General features: G+C 47.2%; 18 protein-coding genes. 11 read left to right on the forward strand and 7 right to left on the reverse strand.

The features are described 5' to 3' along the window. Positions 1 to 7 precede the first annotated feature (7 nt). Positions 8 to 1,030, forward strand: a complete 1,023-nt coding sequence (locus tag MHM95_RS05365) for an ABC transporter ATP-binding protein (RefSeq protein ID WP_152441653.1) — start codon at positions 8 to 10, stop codon at positions 1,028 to 1,030. 78 nt (positions 1,031 to 1,108) lie between these two features. Further along, the gene (locus MHM95_RS05370) at positions 1,109 to 1,333 is read left to right on the forward strand and encodes a hypothetical protein (RefSeq protein WP_045979904.1); all 225 of its coding nucleotides are present in this window, start codon (positions 1,109 to 1,111) and stop codon (positions 1,331 to 1,333) included. 50 nt (positions 1,334 to 1,383) lie between these two features. Here MHM95_RS05370 and dnaJ read toward each other — a convergent pair whose 3' ends face one another. Both dnaJ and dnaK read right to left on the reverse strand, forming a co-directional pair. Beyond that, positions 1,384 to 2,517 carry a molecular chaperone DnaJ gene (dnaJ, locus tag MHM95_RS05375; RefSeq protein ID WP_022945190.1) on the reverse strand — a complete coding sequence of 378 codons (1,134 nt, stop codon included), beginning with the start codon at positions 2,515 to 2,517 and terminating at the stop codon, positions 1,384 to 1,386. 153 nt (positions 2,518 to 2,670) lie between these two features. After that, on the reverse strand, positions 2,671 to 4,596 hold the full coding sequence (gene dnaK / locus MHM95_RS05380; RefSeq protein WP_022945191.1) for a molecular chaperone DnaK: 1,926 nt from the start codon (positions 4,594 to 4,596) through the stop codon (positions 2,671 to 2,673). Between the two features lie 185 nt (positions 4,597 to 4,781). Here dnaK and MHM95_RS05385 point away from each other — a divergent pair, with 185 nt between their 5' ends. Further along, on the forward strand, positions 4,782 to 5,573 hold the full coding sequence (locus MHM95_RS05385) for a thioesterase family protein (RefSeq protein ID WP_239384592.1): 792 nt from the start codon (positions 4,782 to 4,784) through the stop codon (positions 5,571 to 5,573). Here the strand turns inward: MHM95_RS05385 and MHM95_RS05390 are convergent. After that, complete coding sequence (locus MHM95_RS05390; protein ID WP_151174137.1) at positions 5,562 to 6,359, reverse strand: transporter substrate-binding domain-containing protein; 798 nt, start codon at positions 6,357 to 6,359, stop codon at positions 5,562 to 5,564. The two genes, MHM95_RS05385 and MHM95_RS05390, sit on opposite strands and share 12 nt — an antisense overlap. Positions 6,360 to 6,443: 84 nt before the next feature. Here MHM95_RS05390 and MHM95_RS05395 point away from each other — a divergent pair, with 84 nt between their 5' ends. Genes MHM95_RS05395 through MHM95_RS05405 form a run of 3 tightly spaced genes read left to right on the forward strand, consistent with a single transcriptional unit; the run spans position 6,444 to position 9,944 of the window. Next, positions 6,444 to 7,670, forward strand: a complete 1,227-nt coding sequence (locus MHM95_RS05395) for a PqiA/YebS family transporter subunit (protein ID WP_022945194.1) — start codon at positions 6,444 to 6,446, stop codon at positions 7,668 to 7,670. Beyond that, the gene (gene pqiB / locus MHM95_RS05400) at positions 7,663 to 9,321 is read left to right on the forward strand and encodes an intermembrane transport protein PqiB (protein WP_022945195.1); all 1,659 of its coding nucleotides are present in this window, start codon (positions 7,663 to 7,665) and stop codon (positions 9,319 to 9,321) included. The genes MHM95_RS05395 and pqiB overlap by 8 nt, the downstream gene beginning before the upstream one ends. Then, positions 9,321 to 9,944, forward strand: coding sequence for a PqiC family protein (locus MHM95_RS05405; protein ID WP_239384593.1), 624 nt, complete (start codon positions 9,321 to 9,323; stop codon positions 9,942 to 9,944). The genes pqiB and MHM95_RS05405 overlap by 1 nt, the downstream gene beginning before the upstream one ends. Before the next feature lie 59 nt (positions 9,945 to 10,003). Here MHM95_RS05405 and MHM95_RS05410 read toward each other — a convergent pair whose 3' ends face one another. Then, the gene (locus MHM95_RS05410; protein ID WP_239384594.1) at positions 10,004 to 12,889 is read right to left on the reverse strand and encodes an insulinase family protein; all 2,886 of its coding nucleotides are present in this window, start codon (positions 12,887 to 12,889) and stop codon (positions 10,004 to 10,006) included. A 190-nt stretch (positions 12,890 to 13,079) separates the two neighbouring features. Here MHM95_RS05410 and MHM95_RS05415 point away from each other — a divergent pair, with 190 nt between their 5' ends. Then, positions 13,080 to 13,493, forward strand: a complete 414-nt coding sequence (locus MHM95_RS05415) for an MAPEG family protein (RefSeq protein ID WP_022945198.1) — start codon at positions 13,080 to 13,082, stop codon at positions 13,491 to 13,493. 56 nt (positions 13,494 to 13,549) lie between these two features. Here MHM95_RS05415 and MHM95_RS05420 read toward each other — a convergent pair whose 3' ends face one another. Next, entirely contained in the window at positions 13,550 to 14,284 is a 735-nt protein-coding gene (locus tag MHM95_RS05420) for a peptidylprolyl isomerase (protein ID WP_239384595.1), read from the reverse strand. A 198-nt stretch (positions 14,285 to 14,482) separates the two neighbouring features. Between MHM95_RS05420 and MHM95_RS05425 the strand changes: the two genes are divergently transcribed. Further along, positions 14,483 to 14,725, forward strand: coding sequence for a hypothetical protein (locus MHM95_RS05425; protein WP_306341141.1), 243 nt, complete (start codon positions 14,483 to 14,485; stop codon positions 14,723 to 14,725). A 148-nt stretch (positions 14,726 to 14,873) separates the two neighbouring features. Then, positions 14,874 to 16,493 (forward strand): bifunctional UDP-sugar hydrolase/5'-nucleotidase UshA, encoded by a 1,620-nt coding sequence (gene ushA, locus MHM95_RS05430; protein WP_239384596.1) that lies wholly within the window; start codon positions 14,874 to 14,876, stop codon positions 16,491 to 16,493. On the opposite strand, the gene MHM95_RS05435 is transcribed toward ushA, so the two are convergent. Both MHM95_RS05435 and MHM95_RS05440 read right to left on the reverse strand, forming a co-directional pair. After that, positions 16,480 to 17,469 carry a hypothetical protein gene (locus MHM95_RS05435; protein ID WP_022945202.1) on the reverse strand — a complete coding sequence of 330 codons (990 nt, stop codon included), beginning with the start codon at positions 17,467 to 17,469 and terminating at the stop codon, positions 16,480 to 16,482. The two genes, ushA and MHM95_RS05435, sit on opposite strands and share 14 nt — an antisense overlap. Next, complete coding sequence (locus MHM95_RS05440) at positions 17,466 to 18,308, reverse strand: PhnD/SsuA/transferrin family substrate-binding protein (protein WP_151174131.1); 843 nt, start codon at positions 18,306 to 18,308, stop codon at positions 17,466 to 17,468. The genes MHM95_RS05435 and MHM95_RS05440 overlap by 4 nt, the downstream gene beginning before the upstream one ends. A gap of 260 nt (positions 18,309 to 18,568) precedes the next feature. On the opposite strand from MHM95_RS05440, the gene MHM95_RS05445 reads away from it, so the two are divergent. After that, on the forward strand, positions 18,569 to 19,393 hold the full coding sequence (locus MHM95_RS05445) for a S1/P1 nuclease (protein ID WP_239384597.1): 825 nt from the start codon (positions 18,569 to 18,571) through the stop codon (positions 19,391 to 19,393). A gap of 78 nt (positions 19,394 to 19,471) precedes the next feature. Next, entirely contained in the window at positions 19,472 to 22,684 is a 3,213-nt protein-coding gene (locus tag MHM95_RS05450) for a TonB-dependent receptor (RefSeq protein WP_138587467.1), read from the forward strand. Positions 22,685 to 22,959 lie beyond the last annotated feature (275 nt).

Here is a 22,959-nt window from a genome sequence, read left to right on the forward strand (position 1 = left end):
CCTAAACATGCTATCTGTAAGTAAGCTGTCTATCGATTACGGTAGCAATCGCGTTGTCAGTGAACTCGACCTGGCCCTTGATAAAAGCGAAATTTTGATGCTCGTAGGCCCCACAGGCTGTGGAAAAAGCACGATTTTACAGGCCCTCGCCGGGCTTATTCCCATCAGTGAGGGGCAAATCGATGTTGGCAAGTGGCGCGCTACCCCCACGCAAACGGTGCCTCCTGAAAAACGCAGCGTAGGTATGGTATTCCAAGACTTTGCGCTGTTCCCACACTTAAATGTGCAGCAAAATATTTGCTTTCGTTTAAAAGACCACACCTTGGCCGATCATTGGATTGACTTACTTGGCCTTCAGGCATTTCGCGATAAAAAGCCTGCCACCCTCTCCGGCGGCCAAAAACAGCGTGTTGCCCTGGCTCGCACTTTGGCGCATCAACCGGATTTTGTGCTACTGGATGAACCCTTATCAAACCTAGATGCAGCGCTCAAAGACACGCTGCGCTGGGATATTCGCAACGCTTTGAAAGAAGCCGGCGTGCCCGCTATTTGGGTGACCCACGACCAAGAAGAAGCACTCTCTGTGGGTGACCGCGTCGGGGTGCTCCGCGATGGTAAAATTCAACAGATTGATAGCCCAGAAAAATGCTTCAGCATGCCTAGCAATCGCTTTGTCGCACGATTTTTGGGCGAAGCAAGTTTTATTCGCGGACAACATCAACACCACCAAGCCAGTACCGCGATAGGAATAGCGCCAGTAGTAGGCATTGACGACAGCGCAGCGGAAGTAGATGTGTTGCTGCGCCCAGACGATGTGTTATTAGCGCAAGATGCAAACAACAGCAATGGTGTTGTTACTTGGGTCAGGTTTGAAGGCGGCAGCAGACTGTGCGCGATTGAACTACCCTGCAAAACCACGGTGACCAGCCGCGTGAGCCATGAAATGCTAGTGCGCCCTGGCGATAAGGTGCATGTTTCCTTAAGCACCTCACACCCATTAGCCGCATTTACAATCCAGAGCAGCACCTAGTTACGGGATAAAGTTCGCTCTCAACGCTGGTTGTGTACTAAGGTTAGTGAAGGTATACGAGCGAGTGGGTGAGAGACAATGCTGAGTCGAAATATCCGCCTTGCCAGCTTAGCGGTCGTGGCGGTACTCCTTACGTGGCTGATTTCAGGTGAGTACGATTACTGGCAGCATCAACGTCAATGTGCAGCACGCTGCGAGCAACTAACGCGTAGCGCGCCATCCGTACACGAGGTGAGATACCAAGAAGATGTGCAGTTGTGTCGTTGCTCAGACGTTACAGAACAAGCATTGCTGCTCAATTAGATACAAAAAAAGCGCCTTAAGGCGCTTTTTTTACTTTAACGAGCTCACCCTTACTTGGTTAAGTCATCAAAGAACTTTTTCACCCCGTCGAAGAAACCTTTCTCCTTCGGGCGGTATTTTGAGCTGTCTTTGCCCAAGCTGCTTTCTAACTGCTCAAGTAGCTCGCGTTGCTCACTGTTGAGGTTCACTGGCGTTTCAATCACCACCTTACAAATTAAATCACCGACTGAACCGGAGCGCACTGACTTGACCCCTTTACCACGCATACGGAACATCTTTCCAGTTTGCGACTCTGCTGGGATTTTCAGCTTAGCACGACCATCTAGCGTTGGTACTTCAATCTCACCGCCTAACGCTGCTGTGGTAAAACCGATAGGTACTTCACAGTACAGATTGTTGCCGTCGCGAACAAAGATAGGGTGTTCGCGTACACTCACTTGTACATAGAGATCGCCTGCAGGCGCACCATGAGCACCGGCCTCACCTTCGCCAGCAAGACGAATACGATCGCCAGTATCCACACCCGGGGGAATTTTCACCGACAATGTTTTGGTGCGCTCTACGCGGCCTTGACCATGACAACTATCACAAGGGTCGGAAATAATTTGCCCTGTCCCCTGACAAGTTGGACACGTCTGTTGCACTGCGAAGAAACCTTGGCGCATTTGTACCTGCCCTGCACCATGACAAGTATGACAGGTTTTCGGTTTTGAGCCTGGTTTGGCACCTGAGCCATCACAAGGCTCACAGGCCACCCAAGTAGGCACTTTGATTTCGACGTCTTTACCGCGCACCGCCTCTTCTAGGCTTAAGTCCATGTTGTAACGTAAATCGGCGCCACGTTGTTGACGTGACTGACGACGACCGCCGCCAAAGATGTCTCCAAAGACATCCCCGAAGATGTCACCAAAATCGCCTGCGCCACCGCCAAAGCCGCCGTGGCCGCCACCGCCGCCTTGTTCAAATGCTGCATGGCCGAACTGATCATAGGTTTGGCGTTTTTGCTCATCACCGAGGACTTCATAGGCTTCTTTGACTTCTTTGAACTTATTTTCAAGCTCTTTATCGCCGGCAGTACGATCCGGGTGATATTTCATCGCCAGGCGCTTATAAGCCTTTTTAATATCTCGGTCACTGGCGTCCTTTGCTACGCCAAGGACTTCGTAATAATCGCGTTTTGACATATCTACCACTACTGTTAATAAATGCAGCAAGGCTGCAAAGTGAAAAAGGGTTTACCGTTGAGCCTTAGCCATGGCAACCCTTATTCCTAAAATCTACATACACTAAGGGCGCGTCAAGCGATTTCGCCAGCGCGCCCTTACAAAGTTCAAGACTTATTTATTCTCGTCTTTCACTTCTTCAAACTCAGCGTCAACAACATCGTCGTCTTGCTTTGCTTGTGATTGCTGCTGTGCACCGGCATCAGCGCCACCTTGCTGTTGGGCTTTCGCTTGCGCGATTTCCATTAGCTTTTGTGACTTCTCAGCAAGCGCTTGGGTTTTCGCATCGATTTCTTCTTTGCTTTCACCCTTAATCGCAGTTTCAAGTTCCGTTAGCGCACTTTCGATAGCTGTTTTATCTTCTGCCGGTAAATCATCACCCGCTTCTTCGATTTGCTTACGCGTACCGTGTACTAAAGCATCTGCTTGGTTACGTGCAGTTACTAACTCTTCGAACTTTTTATCTTCCTCAGCGTTTGCCTCGGCATCACGTACCATTTTTTCTACTTCATCATCGCTTAGACCTGAAGAAGCTTGGATAGTGATTTTTTGCTCTTTACCTGTGTCTTTATCTTTTGCTGACACATGTAAGATACCATCGGCATCAACATCGAAAGTGACTTCGATTTGCGGCTCGCCGCGACGCGCTGGACGAATACCCTCAAGGTTGAACTGACCAAGCGACTTGTTGTCGGCAGAGCGCTTACGCTCACCTTGCAGTACATGAATTGTTACTGCATTTTGGTTATCTTCCGCTGTTGAGAAAGTTTGCGACTTCTTCGTTGGAATGGTCGTGTTTTTCTCGATCAATGCGGTCATCACTTGGCCCATGGTTTCGATACCAAGAGACAGTGGAATAACATCAAGCAGAAGTACGTCTTTCACGTCACCAGCAAGAACACCACCTTGCACTGCCGCACCCATCGCTACCGCTTCATCCGGGTTTACGTCTTTGCGAGGTTCTTTGCCGAAGAACTCAGTAACCGTTTTCTGCACTAATGGCATACGTGTCTGACCACCCACTAGGATGATGTCATTCACATCACCTACCGATAAATCGGCATCCGCCAGTGCTTTTTTCAATGGCTCGATAGACTTAGTAACAAGGTCTTCAACTAATGACTCAAGCTTAGCGCGAGTCAGCTTCACGTTCATGTGCTTAGGACCGCTAGCATCAGCCGTAACATAAGGTAGATTCACCTCAGTTTGCTGTGCACTTGAAAGCTCAATTTTAGCTTTCTCGGCGGCTTCTTTAACACGCTGCATCGCTAGCGGATCGTTATTAAGCTCAATACCTTGCTCTTTTTTGAACTCTTCTACCAAGTAGTTGATAACGCGGTTATCAAAGTCCTCACCACCTAGGTGCGTGTCACCGTTGGTTGCCAGTACTTCGAAGGTGTGCTCGCCTTCTACTTCGTCGATTTCAATGATAGAGATATCAAAAGTACCACCACCGAGGTCATACACAGCAACCACGTTGTCGCCTTTTTTCTTATCCATACCATAAGCAAGCGCAGCGGCCGTTGGCTCGTTAATAATACGCTTAACTTCTAGACCCGCGATACGACCTGCGTCTTTTGTTGCTTGACGCTGTGAATCGTTGAAATATGCAGGCACTGTGATTACAGCCCCTGTGACTTCTTCACCTAGGTAATCCTCGGCGGTCTTCTTCATTTTCTTCAAGACTTCGGCAGAAATCTGAGGAGCAGCACGCTTTTCGCCTTTTGCTTCGACCCAGGCGTCGCCATTGTCTGCTTTAACAATCTTGAACGGCATGATGCCGATATCGCGTTGTACTTCTTCGTCTTCAAAACGACGACCAATTAAACGCTTGATTGCAAAAAGTGTGTTAGTCGGGTTGGTTACCGCTTGGCGTTTCGCCGGCTGACCTACTAGCGTTTCACCGTCTTCAGTGAATGCGATAATAGAAGGAGTCGTGCGATCGCCCTCGGCGTTCTCAATTACGCGTGGCTTATCACCGTCAAGTACTGCTACACACGAGTTAGTAGTACCTAAGTCGATTCCAATAATCTTACCCATGAATCTTCTCCAACTTCAAAATTCTGTTAACGTGTTCGATGACTACTAGATAGGGGCCGCTTTTGTTAATTCAAGCGTCATAATTAAAAAAATTTCGTTTTTTTGTCATTTTTTTCAATTTTCCCCCTCGCCAAGGAAAAATTTGCCGTTAAACTGGTCTGACAAGTTCAATTAAGGTGAGACAGATGACCTTTGATACCCTATTGGCCAGCGTGACTGGCGAGAACCAACAAACGCTCGAATTTCCTGCTTCTTGGACACAAGGGCGCACAGCCTTTGGCGGCTTGTCTTGCGCATTAGCCTTACAATCCATGCTGAAACATTGCGATCGCGATCGTATTTTACGATCGTTTAGTGCGCAATTTATTGGCCCCATTGCTCCAGACACCCCCTTTACCCTGACCTTCCACCATTTACGCGAAGGCAAAAGCTCTAACCAATACAGCGCAACCATTGAGCAGCATGGACAAGTGTGTTTATCTGTCCAAGGATTATTCGCCAAAGACCGCGCCTCCGAGGTTGAAGTGCCAGTGGCCGCTGTCACCGTCCCAAAAGCCGCCGATGCAGAAAACTGCTTACCCTATGTAGAGAATGTTATGCCGGCCTTTTTTCAGCATGTGGACTTAAACCTAACCGAGGGCAATATGCCTTATAGCGGCGCCGAACGCACTGACTTAACAGGCTGGATGCGCTTTAAAGGACAACAGCAGCAGTACGACTGGACCCATGTCATTGCCCTGATTGACAGTTGGCCACCATCGCAATTACAAGCATTTAAGCAACCGGCACCAGCAAGTAGCATGAGTTGGCATGTAGAATGTTTAACGCTACCTCAATTAGCAGCGTCACAATGGCTAGGCTTGCATGTGCACACCACCGCCGCACATAACGGCTACGCTTATGAAGACGCCACTGTTTACTCTGAGTCAGGGCAGGTGCTTGCTCGCTCTAAACAAACTGTGGCCTTATTTGCTTGATTGGCGCTGAGCATACGATGGCGCGCTGGCAAGCAATGCCTTGTAGCGCGGTGTTTTTTTTAGCTCTGCAAGACCTTGGTTGAAGCGCTCACGCAGCTGTGAATCAGTAAATACCACGTGTCGGGGAGAAGGAGGCCAAAGCGCATGGATGGTAACTGGCTTTGTCTGTTGCCCCTGGTTCATTGCAAAGGTGTGTAAGTAATACTGAAAAATGCGCTTCTCCAGCACAATCACATCTACCCACCCCTTCATGAGATGGTCTATTTGCGCATACTGATTGACTACCTCATCATAACTCAAGGCGTTAGTAATGGCCTTGGTATAGTCAGGTCCAAGGTAGTTTTTGGCATTTTGAAACGCAAGAATGCTTTTACCATGTAAGTCACTGAACTGCTCAATGCTGAAGTTATGCTCAGCTAAGCTAATAGCTACATTCTCAAAATACAATAAGGGCTCGCTGTAATAGCCCTCGAGCCCTGACTCTTTCGGAATATTAATCGCGCCGCTAATTTTACCTTGGCGTAACTGCGCCTCGGCACGGCGATTACTTAAAAAGTGTAAAGTTAATGGCCCAAGCTGCGCTTTTTCCAAAGCATGTTTGATAATATCTATCTCAATCCCGTGGTGTCCGTCTTTAAATACATAAGGTGGGATGTAAGCACTGGCGGAGAGCTCCACAGCGTTATCGTCGAGGTTATTGGCAGCATTTGCTGTGCACATAAACATCGTACACAGCATTACCTTACTGATAGCTAGCCAGTTCATCGTTGCCAGACCCCTTGTCATAACCCGTCCTTAGTCACTAGGAATTACATAAAATAAGCGCTATGCTCTAACATTAGCAGTTAACTGGATAAAGTTTGAGAAAACATGCAACTGGCCTGCCCGCAATGTGATCTAGTGGTCGATGTGCCGCGACTACAAGCCAAACAAGTTGCCCAGTGCCCTCACTGTCACTCGAGCTTAAATGCAAGCAACGTCAATAACGACCCTAAAGTTGTAGCCCTCACCCTGAGTGCCATTATTTTATTATTGAGCTCAGTGTTTTACCCTTTTATTTCGTTCTCCAGTCGAGGCATCACGCAAACTATGACCTTGCCTGATGCCGGACGCATGCTTTTTAACTACGACAGCACCCTATTAGGGATATTTATTGATATCAGTATCATTATCTTACCCTTAGTGATGCTGTTGTTACTGCTGCCTTTACACTTGGGTTTTTTGCGCACCTTGCCAAAACATTGGGGACGTAAGCTGCTGAAATTGACTCTGGCATTGGACACCTGGGTGATGTCGGAGATTTTCCTCGTCGGCGTATTGGTCAGTATGGTTAAAATAATGTCTATGGCTGACATTACCTTTGGCATTAGCTTTTGGGCCTATGGCGGGTTTGTGCTGACATATATAGGTGCCCTATCTTACGTCAACCGTCCTCGACTGTGGCGACAGATTGCCCCCCATAAAGAGGTCGCCGTTCCACAAGGAGTGAGGGCTATTGATGTCAACCTACGCGCCTGTCATGTTTGCCAGCAACTTACCTACGACAAATTATGCCCACGCTGTCATAGCACTACGCATTATCGCAATATGCAAAGTGTACAAAAGGCCGCTGCCTGGCTGGTGACGTCGGTACTGTTGTACATTCCTGCCAATGTACTGCCTATCATGTATACCACCAGCTTGGGAGACAGAGAGCCATCAACGCTAATTGGCGGCGTAATACTGTTGTGGCAAAGTGGTTCATACCCCATCGCTTCGATTATCTTCCTTGCCAGTGTGGTGGTGCCATTTGCTAAAGCATTGGTGCTTGCGACCTTGTGCGTGATGGTTTACCGCCAAGCCAGTCGCCGCTCTATGGTGTACACTCGGCTATATCAGGTTACTGAATTTATTGGCAAATGGTCGATGATTGATGTATTTGTTGTTGCTATCTTGGTAGCCTTAGTACAGCTAGGCAACCTGATGCTGGTCGAACCCGGGTTGGGCGCGTTATGTTTCGCAGCGATGGTTATTTGCCAAATGATGGCGGCCCATGCTTTTGATCCACGTTTGATTTGGGATCCCCCTGAAAAAGTGAAGAGAGTCGTGAATGAGTAATACTGCGCGCATTAAAACGGCGCCTAAACTGTCCCCTATTTGGCTGATCCCTATCATCGCCTTGTTTGTTGGTGCTTGGATGTTACTGCAACACCAACTCTCACAAGGGCAAACTATTTACATCAAAATGCCCCATGCTGAGGGTATCGTCGCCGGTAAAACAGAAATCAAAGTTCGCAGTGTAAAAATAGGCACTGTCGATGCAATTCGATTGGCGTCAAGCCGCGACCATGTTATCGCCCGAGCTCAAGTCGATAACCACTACGATAACTTACTCACTGAAGATGCAAAAATATGGGTGGTCAAACCGCGCGTGGATGAAAGTGGAGTCACCGGCTTTAGTACTTTATTTTCGGGTGTTTATTTAGAATTCGCCCCCGGCGAGAGTAAACAGCTCACCGAGCGCTTTGAATTGCAAGAGGAGCCCGCACTGATTGCCAATGATGTCAAAGGCGGGCGTTACAAGTTAATCAGCCGAGATGCTGAAGTGCTTGAGGTAGGCACAGGGGTTTACTTTAAAGGGTATAAAATCGGCCAAATCGAAACTGCCAATTTTGATTGGCAACAACAAGTGATGCGTTACGGTTTATTTATTAATGCGCCGTACGAAAACCTGGTGACGTTGAACACGGTCTTTTGGGTTAATTCAGGACTCGAATTTGACCTATCCGCTGATGGTATCAACGTCAAAACAGGATCGATCGCGAAAATGCTAAAGGGCGGTATTTCGCTGGCTACCCCAGAGGGCGATCCTCCAGGAGCAGTCGCCAAGCAAGACCACACCTTTAGCCTAAGTGACAGCTATAAAGCTGCGCTAGAACAGCGATTTTATGATTACCAGCACTACCTCATTGAGTTTGAGCAGTCTATTCGCGGCCTACGAGAGGGTGCGCCGGTCGAATACAGGGGTATGCGCATAGGCACTGTCGAGCAAGTCCCGGCTGAGGTTATGATTGATGGTCGCCCTGCTCACTTTAGCAATACCAGCAATGCCGTTCCGGTACTTATACGTATCGAGTATGGGCGCTTGTACCGCGACTCAACACAAGCGAGGGAGTTTTGGCAATCCCATGTTGATGAGCTCCTGCAACAAGGACTTAAAGCTTCTTTGAAGCCTGGCAACCTGCTTACTGGCGCCGTTTACGTTGATTTTGATATCTATCCTGATAGTGAATTGGTCGGCTTAACACAACGCGGCGACTACACTGTTTTCCCCAGTACCTCCAGCGGCATCACGGTGCTGGCCAACCAAGTTAATGATGTACTCAATAAGGTTAAAGGCCTTCGTATAGAAGAAAGTTTGGCTCAGTTTGAAAGCACCATGGCCCGTTATGAAACGCTTGCTGTGGATATGCGCCAGTTCATGAGCGACCCGAGTATGAAAGCGCTGCCCAAAGAGTTTACCCAAGATATGGCTGATATTAGCCAAAGTATGCGCCAATTTGAGCAAAGCATGGAGCAATTTGAGGTGACCATGGCGAGCTTCCAAAATGGTTCGAAAATGTATCAACAAATGCAGTCTTCACTTGAGCAAATGCAGCGCCTAATGGATGAACTGCAGCCCCTATCGAAAGGGTTAAAGGAGCAACCTAATATGCTGATCTTTGATAAAGAGCTGCCTGCTGATCCGCTGCCAAGGAGTGATAACTAATGGTTCGACTTATTTTATTACTGATGCTGGCATTGCTGATACAAGGCTGCGCCACAGACTCGCGAACTAGCAATATACGCTACTACCAATTAGATAGCGCGCTGTTTAATAACAATCTGCTACGCACCGATGAGCAGACCCAACACCTATTGCGTTTAAGCCCTATCAGTTTACGCGGTAACCTTAATAACCGTGCCATGGTGGTACGACGCTCACCGCAAGAAATATACAGCGCTAATTACCATTTTTGGGCCGATAGCCCAGCACTCATGCTCGAAAGTAGCGCCCAGTTGCAGCTAATGGCCACATTAGAGCAAGTGCTGGTCGTCAAAGGGGCTGATGTCTACGCCGAGCAGCTGCAGTCATCGTTTTATCAGCTCGATATCGACATCGACCATTTTAACGGCGGCCTCGATAACAATGCAGAAATAGCAGGCTTGTGGCGTTTATCTCGAGTTGATGAGAAAGGTAAATTACACGTACTCAGTATGGCGCGCTTTAGCCAAAGCGAGCCGCTGGCACAAGATGGCTACGCTGCTTTGGCATCCGCCCTGAGTAAAGCATGGCAAACCAGCTTGAAAGAGATTGCTAACGCCCTTCCTCAGCACTTTAATCAAGGCTAAATCAAACACATAAAAAAGGCTCCCATGGGAGCCTTTTCTGCACATTATTATCCAGTCAACTACTGCTGCCAGCTGATTTGCTTTTGGAAGTCAGCCACCGATTCCACCTTGGTTTGCTCAGGTAAATCAGCGAAGTCCTTGTCGGCAAATTTACTGCCACGAAGCTGCACGTTGAGCCTTGCGGCTTCTGGGTTCATCATCGTTTGCTGGTAAAATGCTTGAATGTCTGCAAGCGTCAGTTGCTCGACCGCCGCAATCAGTTGGCTACGGCTGTTGAAATCAAACTGTTCGCGATACCAATCGGTAATAAGACGCCCAAGTTCATCTTTTAGATTTTTTGGCTGCTCTTTGAGCGCCACGAGAGTGGCATTTTTAAGTTGCGCAAACGTCGCCTCATCCATCTCATTAAGCTCTTGTTGATATTGTTGCTTGAAGCTATCAAAACGGGCCTGCATTGCCTTCGGACCTTTGACCGGGGTTTGAATAAACAACCCTATGGCGGCATAGTCCTCAAGTGGACGGGCGATAGCACCAACGGCGTAAGCCAGCTGCTCTTCAGTGCGCAGTTTATCAAAGGCCACCGTACGGAAGTGCCCTTGTAATACCGCAGCGGCTGCTTTTTGCGCATAACCTGGGGTCGGGTGATAAACCATGTCAATAATAGCGACATCAGCCACCTCTATGTCTTTATGAACAACATAGGTTTCGCCCTGCTTAGGTTGCCAAGACTGAGAACGCGTATACTGGCTATCTTCTTTTTGCGTTGGCAGCGCCTGAGTAATATTTTTGGCAATAACGTCAATACTGCTTTGATCATAGTTACCAAAAGCAAATACCCGCACTGTGTTATGCGTCAACACTTGGTTCATCAATTGCTCTAAGTCCGCGACCGTAAGTGATTGCGCTTTGGCAATCAGAGCCTCGGTGTCGTAACTGCCAGAGCGAACTAGGTTGGAGTACTCATCAAACGCTTGGTAAAAAGGAAATTGCTGCTGCGCATTGTTTAGTGCTCGTACATAGCGGTCTACGGCTTGATTAAATGCTTGTTCATCGACTTCAACCTGCAAGTTGCTTAGCGCTTCACGTAATAATTCTGGCTGTTTATCGGTGAACCCGCCGACAGTGAGAGTAAACCCGTTACCAGGGTCCATGCCTACCGACATGCCAGCAATAGAGGCCTCGGTTGCCAACGCGGTTTGCGACAAATTGTATAAATCGGCCCACAAACTCATTAACACCTTCGCAGTCATATCGTTTTGTGGCGCTGGTGAATTAACATACACCTCGACCAACCCCTTAGGCTGCTCAGCAAAATGTTGGCTCGGCTGCTGCCAAATCTTGATACCGTTTTTATCGTAGCTCACAACCGGTTTAGTTTGCGCCGCGTAGCCACGAGTTTTGATATCAAAATGCTGTGGCAGCAGACGATTAACGCTGGGTAGAGACAAAGCAAACTCGCTCGCTTGCTGCCAACTTGCTTGCTCTTCGCTGCTGATATCTTCAATGCGGTATTCGCCGTCGTAGAAGTGCAGCTGGCTATCGGTTTGCTCTTGCTGAGAAATATACCAAACTCGCAAGGTCTCGCCGTTAAGCTGTGCCAGCACCTCCTGCACTGCCTGCGGATTAAACTCACCATAATAGTAAGGCGCGTTAATTGCGTTGGTGAGCGGATAATCCTGCATGCTTTGCGTTAACGAAGAAACATAGCTAAATTCATCGCTTTTCTCTAAGAACTGAAACTGGTTATTCAGCGACGTTCGAATTTCGTCGAAGTACTTCTCATCAACACCATTTTCCTTGATAAGCTCAATGTAACGCATAATCGTAGCAACGATTTGTTCGCGGTTTTGCATCCCTGCATCTGTCAGTTCAATATCCACTGACAACGCGCCATAATTGCCGTACATATTCGCTGATGCATTGGCACTCAATTGTGAGACCCAGCCCTTATCACGCAGTATTTGCGCTGGAGAGCCTGGCATTTCATTGCTAAGTAAGTAGGCCACAAAGCGGTTCGGTTTAAGGGCAAACTTATCCATGTTATTTTTAATCGTGAAATCAAGCTTCAGCTGTTTCACATCTTCATTGGGCTTGTAGTAAATACGTTTGCCACCAGCCTGATCAAAATCCAGTTCAGCCTTCACTTGTGGCTCTTCAATGTTTTTATTTTCGATATTGGCGAAATATTGCTTCGCTAGCTGGCGCATTTCATTGAGTGGGCGATTGGAGATCATCGCCACTTTCATTATATTCGCGGAGTAATACTGGTTGTAGAAATCAACCGTTTCTTGGTGTAATGAGCTCCCTTCTTTATCGCCCAACGTCTCTAAATTACCAATCAGGAAGCGGTTTGCTGGGTGCTCACCCATCATTTTACGCGCGAGTTTAAACTGCCCGAAAAAGTCCATTTCCCGGCGCATCGACCACTCGGCATTGACCGCATTTTTCTCTTTATCAGTGTACTCAGGGTACAGCTTTGGCGATTTGAAAAAGTCACTAAAACGGTCAAGCCCCTCTGCGTAGGCATCGTTATTCACTTTGAACATATAGTTGGTGATATCGAGCCAGGTATAAGCGTTATGAGCACCGCCATTTTTGGTCATAAAGTCACTGTAGCCCTTGGTATCGGGGTAGCGTTCAGTGCCTAAAAACAGCATATGTTCGAGGTAATGCGCCATGCCTTGTTGCGACATGGGGTCGTGCAAAAGCCCAACGCCCACGCTTAATGCCGCCGCAGATTTCTCCGCACTGGGGTCAGAAACCAGCACCACATCAATGCCATTGTCCAACGTCAGTGTCTCGTAGGCCCGCTTGTCGTTAGGGCTCACAACTAAGTTTTCCGGGATCAATTGCTGAGTCAGTTCGCTTTGTGAAGGCGTCGATGTACTTTTACAACCAGCCAGTACGGCAAGGCTCAGGGCACTCAGTGCTAATGTCTTTTTCATGAATTTGTCTCTTATAAGTGGACGTTTTCTTTTATGATCAAAAATCACTGATGAAAATGCAATGAAAAAGCTATCAAGTTTGTAACAATGTATGAAAACACTGACTACCTTTTCTGGCACTCGAATAATAAGAGTAATTCAGGTATGGTCTGGGATGTTTATAAATAATAACGAGTAATGGGAGATTAACGTGCACCAATGGCTTATTTTGGCAATGTTCGCGCAAGTACTGTTAACCCTTGTGGTGATGGTAATAATGGGGCGACGTCGTTTTGCTGCCGCACGCAACAAACAAATTAAAATGCAACAATTTGCCACTATGGATCTCGACAATGCCCCGGAGTCAGTGCAAGTGGCCGGGCGTAACTTTATTAACCAATTCGAAATCCCAGTTTTATTTTATGTTGCGGTGCTCACTGCATTAATTACACAAACCACCGGCTACGCTTTCACCGCCTTGGCTTGGGGTTTTGTACTACTGCGCCTTGCGCACACTGTGGTCCATATTAGTAGTAACCACCTAAAAACACGTTACTACCTCTTTTTGTTTGGTTGCATCACCGTGCTGGCGATGTGGATCATGTTGGTGTTGCGCATGCTCTAATACCCGCCCAAGAAACGGCGCGCTAGCGATACCCTAGCACGCCGATTAGGCTTGCCTTACGCACGGCGCCAGCGAATCAACAAGCTAAGAGGTAATAACCACCAAAATGCACCTGAGCTTGAATCATCCCCTGACTCGACAGGTTCATCAATTAAGGTATTTTCAACCGGAGTCAAGTTTGCCGCCGAATTGGGGTCATCATCAATGACAATAACGTCGTTAACAATAACTAGGTTGTTTGCCGTTAGCTCAGCGCCTTGCTGGCATTCGTCCGTACTGTAATCAACGACCGGCGTGCTAGAACAAGTAGGCAGCGCATTAATGGCTTTAACAACCTCCATCCCCTCACCTATGACCTGACCAAACACCGTAAATCCACCGTTTTGCAGATCTAAGTTACTACTGTTATCGGCGACATTGAAAAACCACTGACTTGACGCGCTGTTAGCGTTGCCACTGCGTTTAGCCATGGCGATGGTGCCAGCGACATTGGATAGCACAGGCTCATTATCTACCGTCCCTTGGGATTCAATGGCCACGGCCCCGCCATCGTAAATAAACCCGCCCCCCTGAACAATAAAATCCTGCTCGGAGCGATGCAGGTAACTAAACTGATAATCGCCACGCTCAACATAACCTAGAAAATTAGCCACTGTTTTTGGTGTATGCTGATCAAAGAGGTTAATTTGAATGCTGCCTTGGGAGGTTTGCATTTCAACGACAGTCGCGTGAACAGGTTGCGCAAGAGTAAGCCCCGCTGCGACCAGACCAAAGCCAATAAGTTTATTCATGGGATTTCCTATGTTGTTGTTTTGAGCCACTTTACATTGACTCAAGCCATGCTTCCATGAGGCACAGTGAATAACAACAAATTGATACCTGGGGGTAAAACCCAGTTACAAATTGGTTAACAACATATAACTATAAAGTATCTTTTTGCGCTTTTTTAAAACAGATTCGACTTATCAAACTATTAAGAGTTCTCTAGTATGTGCATATCATTTGAGCAGCTAAAAACAACAACTATGGATAACAGCAACAACCTCATTTGCGACTTTGGTGTTCACAAAGGCGAGTCGTACCGCCAAGTGCCTGCATCGTTTTTAAACTGGATGGTCGGTGTCAATCATCATCAAGCACCCGTAGCACGTGCTGAGTTACGCCGTCGTGAACAAGCAGCACTGGCCAGCGTCTCGTCTTGTGCAAGCCAGCACAGTGAGCTAACTGGCTGATCTGTTGCGGCTGAGCCCGGTTGCTTCAGCAAATATCTTAACTTAGGGTATAGGCAGGCGGATTTGCACAGTCCGTCTCAGACTAGTGAAATTGTCATAAAGTTTAATTAAAATCAGGCGCAACGACAATCGCCGATAGGAATCCCCTGTGCGCCTAATTACTCTTTCAGTGCTTACATTGCTCAGTGCATGCTCTGCCTCCACGCCGACACCCGAGTCACACTCTAACTCCGCACAAGCACACTATATTAGTGTGTTTCATACTAACGATCATCATGGCCGCTTCTGGCATAACGATAAGGGTGAATACGGTATGGCTGCGCGCGCAACATTACTAAAACAATTGCGCGCACAAGCTAAACAACGAGGCGATACTGTGCTGTTGCTTTCAGGGGGAGATATCAATACTGGTATTCCTGAGTCTGACTTACAACACGCGGAACCTGATTTTAAAGCCATGACGTTGTTAGGCTACGATGCCATGGCCATTGGCAATCATGAGTTTGATAATCCATTAGCGGTATTAGACAAGCAGCAACGTTGGGCCGACTTTCCGTTGCTGAGCGCTAATATTATCGATAAACGCAATGGCGAGCCTGCTTACACTCCTTATACGCTGTTACAAAGAGATAATCTAAATATCGCTATTTTAGGCCTGACCACCACCGACACCGCGAAGATTGCGAACCCTGATTTTATCGGTAATTTTGATTTTATTGAGCCCGCAACCGCGACCAAAAACATGCTTCCTAAAATTGAGCGCCGCAACCCTGATATCGTTATTGCCGTCACGCACATGGGTCACTACAGCAATGCTCAACACGGCATTAACGCCCCCGGCGATGTAACCTTAGCTCGTAACTTGCCCAAAGGCGCCGTAGATATGATCATCGGTGGCCACTCCCAAGAACCAGTGTGCATGGCGGCAAAGAACAGCAACAACGATGGTTACCGCCCAGGCATGCCCTGCCAGCCAGATAATCAAAACGGTATTTGGATCATGCAAGCCCATGAATGGGGCAAGTATGTGGGTCATGCTCGATTTAAACTGCTAGGTGAAGAGTTGACTCTTGAAAGCTATGAGCTGATCCCAGTAAACCTTAAAGACGAGACCGGTGAATGGGTCGGTGATTACATCAATAAAGACCAAGAAATGCTCGACTTTTTAACTCCTTACCAGCAAAAAGGCCAAGAAAAGTTAAGCGTGACTTTAGGGCATACCGAAGTTCACCTTCAAGGCGACAGAAACAAAGTTCGCTTTGGACAGACGAATTTAGGACAGCTGATCACCCAAGCACAAATGAATCATGTCGATGCTGATTTTGCAGTCATTAGTGGCGGCGGTATTCGTGACTCAATCAGCCAAGGAGATATCGATTACAAAGATATTCTTCGTGTACACCCGTTTAAGAACCGCATTGGCTACATTGAATTTAGTGGTCGTGAGGCTTTTGCATACATCAGTAAAGTCGCATCATACCCTGTCGATTCTGGCGCCTATGCCCACTTCAACCAAGTGGCACCGGTGTGCGAGGGGGATGAATTGGTCTCAGTGCGCATTGACGGTCAACCGTTAGAGCTAGATAAGACCTATCGTATGAGTATCAATAGCTACAATGCGGCAGGTGGCGATGGCTATCCGCGTTTAAACACCGACACCCGCTTCGTAGACACTGGCGACTCGGATGCCAGTATTTTGAGCGAGTATGTAAGCAAGCACAGCCCAATTAAGGCAATTAACGTGCCTCATCCGGTTACTTGCCAATAACCTCAAAATCATCGCCATTGACGGCCCTAAGCCCATAGTGATGGACACGCGAGCGTGACCCTTCACCATGGGCTTTAGGCGGAAAATAAGGTTCTTTATCTTGCGAGTCTGCTGCAAACACTTCATCCAGTGCAGCACGAATTTCACTTAGCGTTTTCTCTAAACTATTGCCAAAGTTGGGGCGCTTTCTAATCGTGTGTCCTAAATCGATAAGGCGGCTAAAATACTTATGGGCCAAATCCAGTAGCTCCTGTGGCACCTCTTTATTTTGATTTAACGTCACCTCAGGGTATTCAATGCCAAACTCCAACAGCGCCAGATAAAAACAAAGGGGTTTGTTCGCCAATTGCACCTGCCTACCCTGCTCACCATAGCGTAGGCTTTTATCTGCTAAATCAATCAGTAGGCGCTTGCGCTCAAGTATCGGCGTCCCCGCTTCTCGCGCTTTATCTAATTTGCTTTGAAGGGTTTTAAACCATGCTCGCATGGCGACAGACAGCAGCAGCACGATGAGAAAAGGCCAAGGGCTCAATAGCTGGGCTAGAGGCATCACCGCTGGTGACAGCGTCACGGTGAACGTTTCCCCACCTGTGCGAACGAGGTTGAAGCTCTCAAGATTGCTTGTCTCATTACCGAGCGTTGTACCCGCTATTGCATGCACTTGAATGGCGTAACCTTGTGATGTGAGGTGAGTGTTGAGCTGCTTGAGATAGTGCACCACACGTTTGCGGTCGCCCGGTACCTCCAACAACCTATTGGGTAGTCCAATGTATTGAGCATCCAGGGCTATCCGTGTTTTGACATGGGCTATCGCTTGTTGCTGTTGATGATGCCAGCTACTCAATGCCCCCACCGCGTAACTGCAGTAAGCGATAGTCATAGCCAAACATGCAAATAATACCGTGGCGATATTGGCATTAAAGCGCCGAACCCAGCTGTGCACGTGCTTCAGCAATGCAACTTTAATCGCTCTCACAGCGGCTCTCCTTGAAATGTTGCAGGTGCTGAATCACTGCACTGCCAATAAGGTTTGGCTTGTTTAAAGTACTGTGCCGATTGCTCTTCTGCTTGGCTTAAAATAGCGCCCTGAATAGCACAAGCTAAGTCAGGGTTGTCACTGGCTTGGCGTAAAAACCAATGGCTACCACTGATATTGTCACTGATTGCGGTTATATAATTTGCAGAAAAACGCTCGTTATCTGCTTGTTGCCAATAAGAACTAATGATATCCACTTCACCTAGCGCTAACTTATCTCGCAACGCACTGTGCGAGTTCACAAAAGTGATATTCAAGCTATTCATATTAATATCCAGCTCCTTGAACACCTGCTTGGGCATAATGTGGCCGGAGCGACTGGTGGGATATTCAATTAGGCCAATGCGCTTATCAAGAAAGTAGCTTTTCTCTAAGCGCGGCTTTTCTTTACTAGCAATAAAGTAGGCCGTGTAAGAAGGATAACCGACTAGCGGTGAGTAACCATAGGTTTCATGGGCGGTGAAGGCACTGAAGAGGTTTTCCTTGGCGAGGATTAAATCCGCTAAACCTTTTCCCAGCACATTCACCTCAAACTCAGAAGAGCCTCCCCAAAAAGCTTGGACAGCGCCGTATTGCTTAGACACAGTGGTGTCCTTACATAGCGATTGAGCCAATCGTTTGACGACATTTTCGCTTGGGGCAAACAACGTAAGCTGCGTTTTATTTTCTGGCTGGGTGGTATTACAACTGTAGTGAGTCGCTATAACATTACCCAGTTGCGTAGTTGCCAAGGTAAAACGCATTGTTCCGATAAGGTAACTAGTTAACGCCAGTACCATTAATGTAACCAGGATAAGCGCAGTGTCACGTCTGTTAAATATGCTTGTCACGGGCTTTTGTGCTGCTTTTATTGAATTCAATTACTATTTCAACAATTATAATTACTTATTGCAATAGGTAATTTTATTTATAACCTATAAGCAATTGTTTTATATGCTTTATTAACAAGTAATTATGAATCCCATCAAGTCCTGTTTTTTCGCTTAAAAATCCGGACAATTTGCCTTCACTTAAGCAAGCCAGTAACGTGACAACAACAATGAGTTTACAGTTCAATTATACGCATCTGAGCAAATTGACGCTTATTTGCATCCTCGCTTTTGTTAGTTTTTTCGCAACGAAAGTGAGCGCTTGGGGCGCCAACGGTCACCGTATTGTAGGATCCATTGCTGAGCACCATTTGGATGCTGATGCAAAGCAACAGGTGTCTACCATTTTAGCGGGCCACAGTATGGCCAGAGTCAGTACTTGGGCTGATGAAATGCGCTCTTCCCCCGATACATTCTGGCAAAAGCAGGCCAGCCCTTGGCATTACATCAATATCGACTCCGTTGAGGAATTTACGCACCAGCACTTCTCAGCAAAAGAACACAAGCATGATGTAAAAGACGCCTATACAGCCATCCTAACGGCTATGAAGGCACTGCGCTCTCCAAAAACAAACCAACAACAACAGCAATTCTATTTGCGTTTTTTAATTCATATCATTGGCGATATTCACCAACCTATGCATGTCGGTAATGCCGAGGACCGAGGCGGTAACCGCATCGATGTCACTTTCTTTCGTGAGCAAACCAATTTACATCGTTTATGGGATACCGACCTTGTTGAGAGCCAAAAGCTGTCATATTCCGAATACGCAGACTTCCTATGCTGCGTTGATATCAAGGCAATCAATAAAGATCTGGATATTAAAAAGTGGCTCATTGAGTCTCACCACTTAGCGCAAGACATTTACGCCAATACCGGTGAGCAAGTCAGCTACGACTACTTATTTACCTATCGTCCAGTGATGGAGCAACAACTGCAGCGTGCGGGTGTACGCCTAGCAGCCGTGCTTAACGCGCTATACGGACAACAATAGACCGAATTAATAACAATAAAAATATTCACTCGATTACACACTGTTTAACCAATGAAACAAAACACGGGAAACAACATAATGAAAAACGTTCGCTTAACGAAAGTGGCCGGCGCGCTCGTACTCGCTTTGGGCGTGTCAGCAAACGCTTTCGCAGCCGATACTTCATCATCAATGCGCGGTAAGATCACCACGCCTAAAGGCGATGCTGCACCTAACGTGCAAATCTCAGTGATCCACGAGCCTACCGGCACGGTGAGCACCTTTACGACTAACGATTCTGGCGCGTTCATCGCCAAGGGTTTGCGTGTAGGTGGTCCATACCGCATCCTCATTGACTCAGATAAATACAGTGATGCAGAGCTGGAGAACATCTATCTTGAACTAGGTGAAACTCGCCGCGTCACTTCTCAGCTTGAGCCTATCAACGTAGAGCGTATCGAAGTATCAGGCTACCGTATTTTGCAAAAAGCAGGCGGTTCAAGCAGCGTATTTGGCCAAGACACAATTGCTAACACTCCGAGCTTTAATAACGATATCAAAGACATTGCTCGTTTGAATCCGTTAGCAAGCATTAATGGTAGCGGCGAGCTAACCATTGCCGGTAGCAACCCAAGAAGTAACAGCTTAACCGTTGACGGCATCGGCCAAAATGACGATTTCGGCTTAAACTATGGCGGTTACCCCACTGAGCAGCCACCTGTTGCACTTGACGCTATTGAACAAGTGTCAGTAGATACCTCACCGTTTTCAGCGAAAAAAGGTAACTTTGGTGGTGGTGTTATCAATGCGGTGACTAAATCGGGAAGCAATGAGTTTGAATTCACCGGTTTCTATGAATTCACTAACCCAAGTCTTGCTGGAGAAGTAGAAAGTATTTCTCAGGTATACGCAGATGGAAGACCGGTACTCGACGAGGATGGTCGCCGCACCTTCGAAACAACCAAGACAGACCCTATTCAATCTGAAAAGCGTTTCGGGATCAGCACCGGTGGCGCCATCATCGAAGACGAATTATTCTTCTTTGTTAACTACAACAGCTGGGCCAGTGAACTGGAAATGGACTATGGTTTTGAAGGCTCAGGTGCAACGCACGAGTACGATACCTCAGAGCAAAACTTTAATGAGTTCCTTTCTGTACTAGACAGCACCTACGGTCTGAGCGATGAGCTTGGTGGTGACCCGGAAGATACCAACGACAGCTTACTGGTAAAACTAAGCTGGAACGTGGCTGAAGATCACCGCGCTGATTTCACCTACCAATGGCAAGATGACGCCGACGAGCGAAACTACGGTACCGGTGGCGACACAGTAATGTTGGCTTCGAGCCGTTATACCTACGAAACCAAGTTTAACAACTTTGCTGCTAAGCTATACTCAGATTGGTCAGGTAATCTCTCGACCGAAATTGGTATTGCCTATAAAGATGTCAGTAGCGACAGCCTCACCAACTCAAGCATTGGTAGCGTTAAGGTAGAAGAATACTATCGCGGCCCAGCCTATCAGTTCGGCACCGATGAATATCGTCATAAAAACCAATCGGAAACAGAAAACCTCACCCTGACCTTTGATGGTACTTACTTCTGGGGTGACCACGAAATCAATTTTGGTGCTCAGTACGAGTCACTGCGCCTGTACAACCTATTTGCAGCAGGTTCATTAGGTGTGTGGGAATTTGATAGCCTAGAAGGTTTCCAAAACCGCGAAGTGGGTAACTACAACGGTAACTACGACTTCGATTATAGCAATGCCTACACTAATAACGCCGATGACACGGCTTATGACGCACGTCGAAATCAGTTTGCTGTGTATGTTGAAGACAAATTCTACCCAACTGATGAGTTGGAACTTACTGTTGGTCTTCGTTATGAGCGCTTATCATCAGATGATAAACCCACGCTAAACGAAAACTTCCTAGCCACTTATGGGTACTCAAACCAAGAGAACCTTGATGGTTTAGATATTATTCTGCCGCGCGTTGGCTTTAAATACTACGCGTCCGAGAACCTCACCATCAATGGTGGCGTAGGTCGCTTCCAAGGCGGTATTCCAAACGTTTGGTATAACAATCCATACCAAAATGACGGTCTAACTTATGTAGCAGCCACGTCGCAAGCGATTGCGGATTACTATTCACAAGACGGTGTTGAAGCGGATATCACCCGAGTACCTGAAGCAATCCAAGCTTCTATGACTCAAGGCGCAGGAAGCACTAACTACACCGACCCTAACTTTGAATTACCGTCTTCAATTCGTGCTCAACTTGGCTTTGAATATGAGTTTGATTCAGAGCTACTAGGTGATGGCTTTAGCTGGACCGGTGAAGCGGTTTATCACAAAAAAGAAAACGAAGCAGTATGGCACAATACCGCTTTGGTTCCAGTGGGTGAATCAGCTGACGGTCGGGTGATTTACGAGAGCCGTTATGATGGTGAGCGTGAAGAAAACTACGACATCATGATGACCAATGCTGACGAAAACGGTCGCTCAGTGATCCTAGCCACGGCACTTGCCAAAGAGTGGGACAACGGTCTGTATGCGTCTGTGAGCTATGCGCACCAAGATATTACTGAAGTAGCGCCTGGTTCATCATCACGCGCGATCAGTAATTATAAGCATGCGCTAGTCGAGAGCCGCAATATTGATACTGTGGGCCGTGGTCACTATGAAGTAGAACACAGCTTTAAAATTAACCTTCGCTACAAGACCGAGTTCTTTGAAGGCTATGAATCACAGTTCAACATGTTCTTCGAGCGTCGTTCGGGTCGTCCTTACAGCCACTCAATGGGCTTCTACAATGATTACGACTTCGGCGATATCGGCAGTGAGTTCCAAAGCCACTCAGCCTACCTAGCCTATATTCCATCTGGCGCTGATGACGCAGCGGTCAACTGGGATGAGTCACAGGTGACGTGGAATGAGCTAGAAACCTTGCTAAACCAAGCTGGCATTTCTGAGCGTGGTGAGATCATCGGCCGTAACACCGGCACACAACCTTGGGTAACCACCATGGATGTAAGCTTCAAGCAAGAGATCCCTGGGTTTGCCGAAGGCCACAAAGGCCAGCTTTACGTGATGGTTGAAAACTTCGCGAACTTACTTAATGATGATTGGGGCGTAGAAAAGCGCCTAAGCTATTCAGACCAAGCAGTCTATGACTTTGGTGGCTTAGATGACGAAGGTCGCATCATCATTGACCGTCGCCACAATGGCTTCGACACTCGTAACTACAACTCTATTTCAAAGAGTTCGTCGGGTTGGCAAGCTAAGATTGGTGTACGCTACACTTTCTAATTAGTTAGAAAATCGCAACCTCAAGCCCACCTCCTCGGTGGGCTTTTTTATACCTAGACTTCCCCCTTCCCTAGGGTTATTCGTGATCATTATACCCCTGACACTCTGGTGTGCTTTTATGCAACCGCCTCACCCGACGATATATACATCCCGCTGCTAGTTAATACTCCAACTTACAGTTTATAAACAAAGTTCAATCTAAAGCGGACAAATGGCCTTTAATTTGCTGAAAAAGAGTGACTAAGCTGGCTATGATGGGTACAATTCACCCACTT

Source organism: Pseudoalteromonas sp. CnMc7-15 (assembly GCF_022347925.1).
In the GTDB taxonomy this organism is placed as follows: domain Bacteria; phylum Pseudomonadota; class Gammaproteobacteria; order Enterobacterales; family Alteromonadaceae; genus Pseudoalteromonas; species Pseudoalteromonas ruthenica.

What these genes read in the sequence shown, in the direction of transcription:
- MHM95_RS05385 (WP_239384592.1), top strand. Translation starts at nt 4,782, where the DNA reads ATGACCTTTGATACCCTATTGGCCAGCGTGACTGGCGAGAACCAACAA.
- dnaK (WP_022945191.1), bottom strand. Translation starts at nt 4,596, where the DNA reads ATGGGTAAGATTATTGGAATCGACTTAGGTACTACTAACTCGTGTGTA.
- MHM95_RS05420 (WP_239384595.1), bottom strand. Translation starts at nt 14,284, where the DNA reads ATGAATAAACTTATTGGCTTTGGTCTGGTCGCAGCGGGGCTTACTCTT.
- MHM95_RS05440 (WP_151174131.1), bottom strand. Translation starts at nt 18,308, where the DNA reads ATGGTACTGGCGTTAACTAGTTACCTTATCGGAACAATGCGTTTTACC.
- MHM95_RS05365 (WP_152441653.1), top strand. Translation starts at nt 8, where the DNA reads ATGCTATCTGTAAGTAAGCTGTCTATCGATTACGGTAGCAATCGCGTT.
- MHM95_RS05370 (WP_045979904.1), top strand. Translation starts at nt 1,109, where the DNA reads ATGCTGAGTCGAAATATCCGCCTTGCCAGCTTAGCGGTCGTGGCGGTA.
- MHM95_RS05410 (WP_239384594.1), bottom strand. Translation starts at nt 12,889, where the DNA reads ATGAAAAAGACATTAGCACTGAGTGCCCTGAGCCTTGCCGTACTGGCT.
- pqiB (WP_022945195.1), top strand. Translation starts at nt 7,663, where the DNA reads ATGAGTAATACTGCGCGCATTAAAACGGCGCCTAAACTGTCCCCTATT.
- dnaJ (WP_022945190.1), bottom strand. Translation starts at nt 2,517, where the DNA reads ATGTCAAAACGCGATTATTACGAAGTCCTTGGCGTAGCAAAGGACGCC.
- MHM95_RS05390 (WP_151174137.1), bottom strand. Translation starts at nt 6,359, where the DNA reads ATGACAAGGGGTCTGGCAACGATGAACTGGCTAGCTATCAGTAAGGTA.
- MHM95_RS05425 (WP_306341141.1), top strand. Translation starts at nt 14,483, where the DNA reads ATGTGCATATCATTTGAGCAGCTAAAAACAACAACTATGGATAACAGC.
- MHM95_RS05445 (WP_239384597.1), top strand. Translation starts at nt 18,569, where the DNA reads ATGAGTTTACAGTTCAATTATACGCATCTGAGCAAATTGACGCTTATT.
- MHM95_RS05405 (WP_239384593.1), top strand. Translation starts at nt 9,321, where the DNA reads ATGGTTCGACTTATTTTATTACTGATGCTGGCATTGCTGATACAAGGC.
- MHM95_RS05450 (WP_138587467.1), top strand. Translation starts at nt 19,472, where the DNA reads ATGAAAAACGTTCGCTTAACGAAAGTGGCCGGCGCGCTCGTACTCGCT.
- MHM95_RS05395 (WP_022945194.1), top strand. Translation starts at nt 6,444, where the DNA reads ATGCAACTGGCCTGCCCGCAATGTGATCTAGTGGTCGATGTGCCGCGA.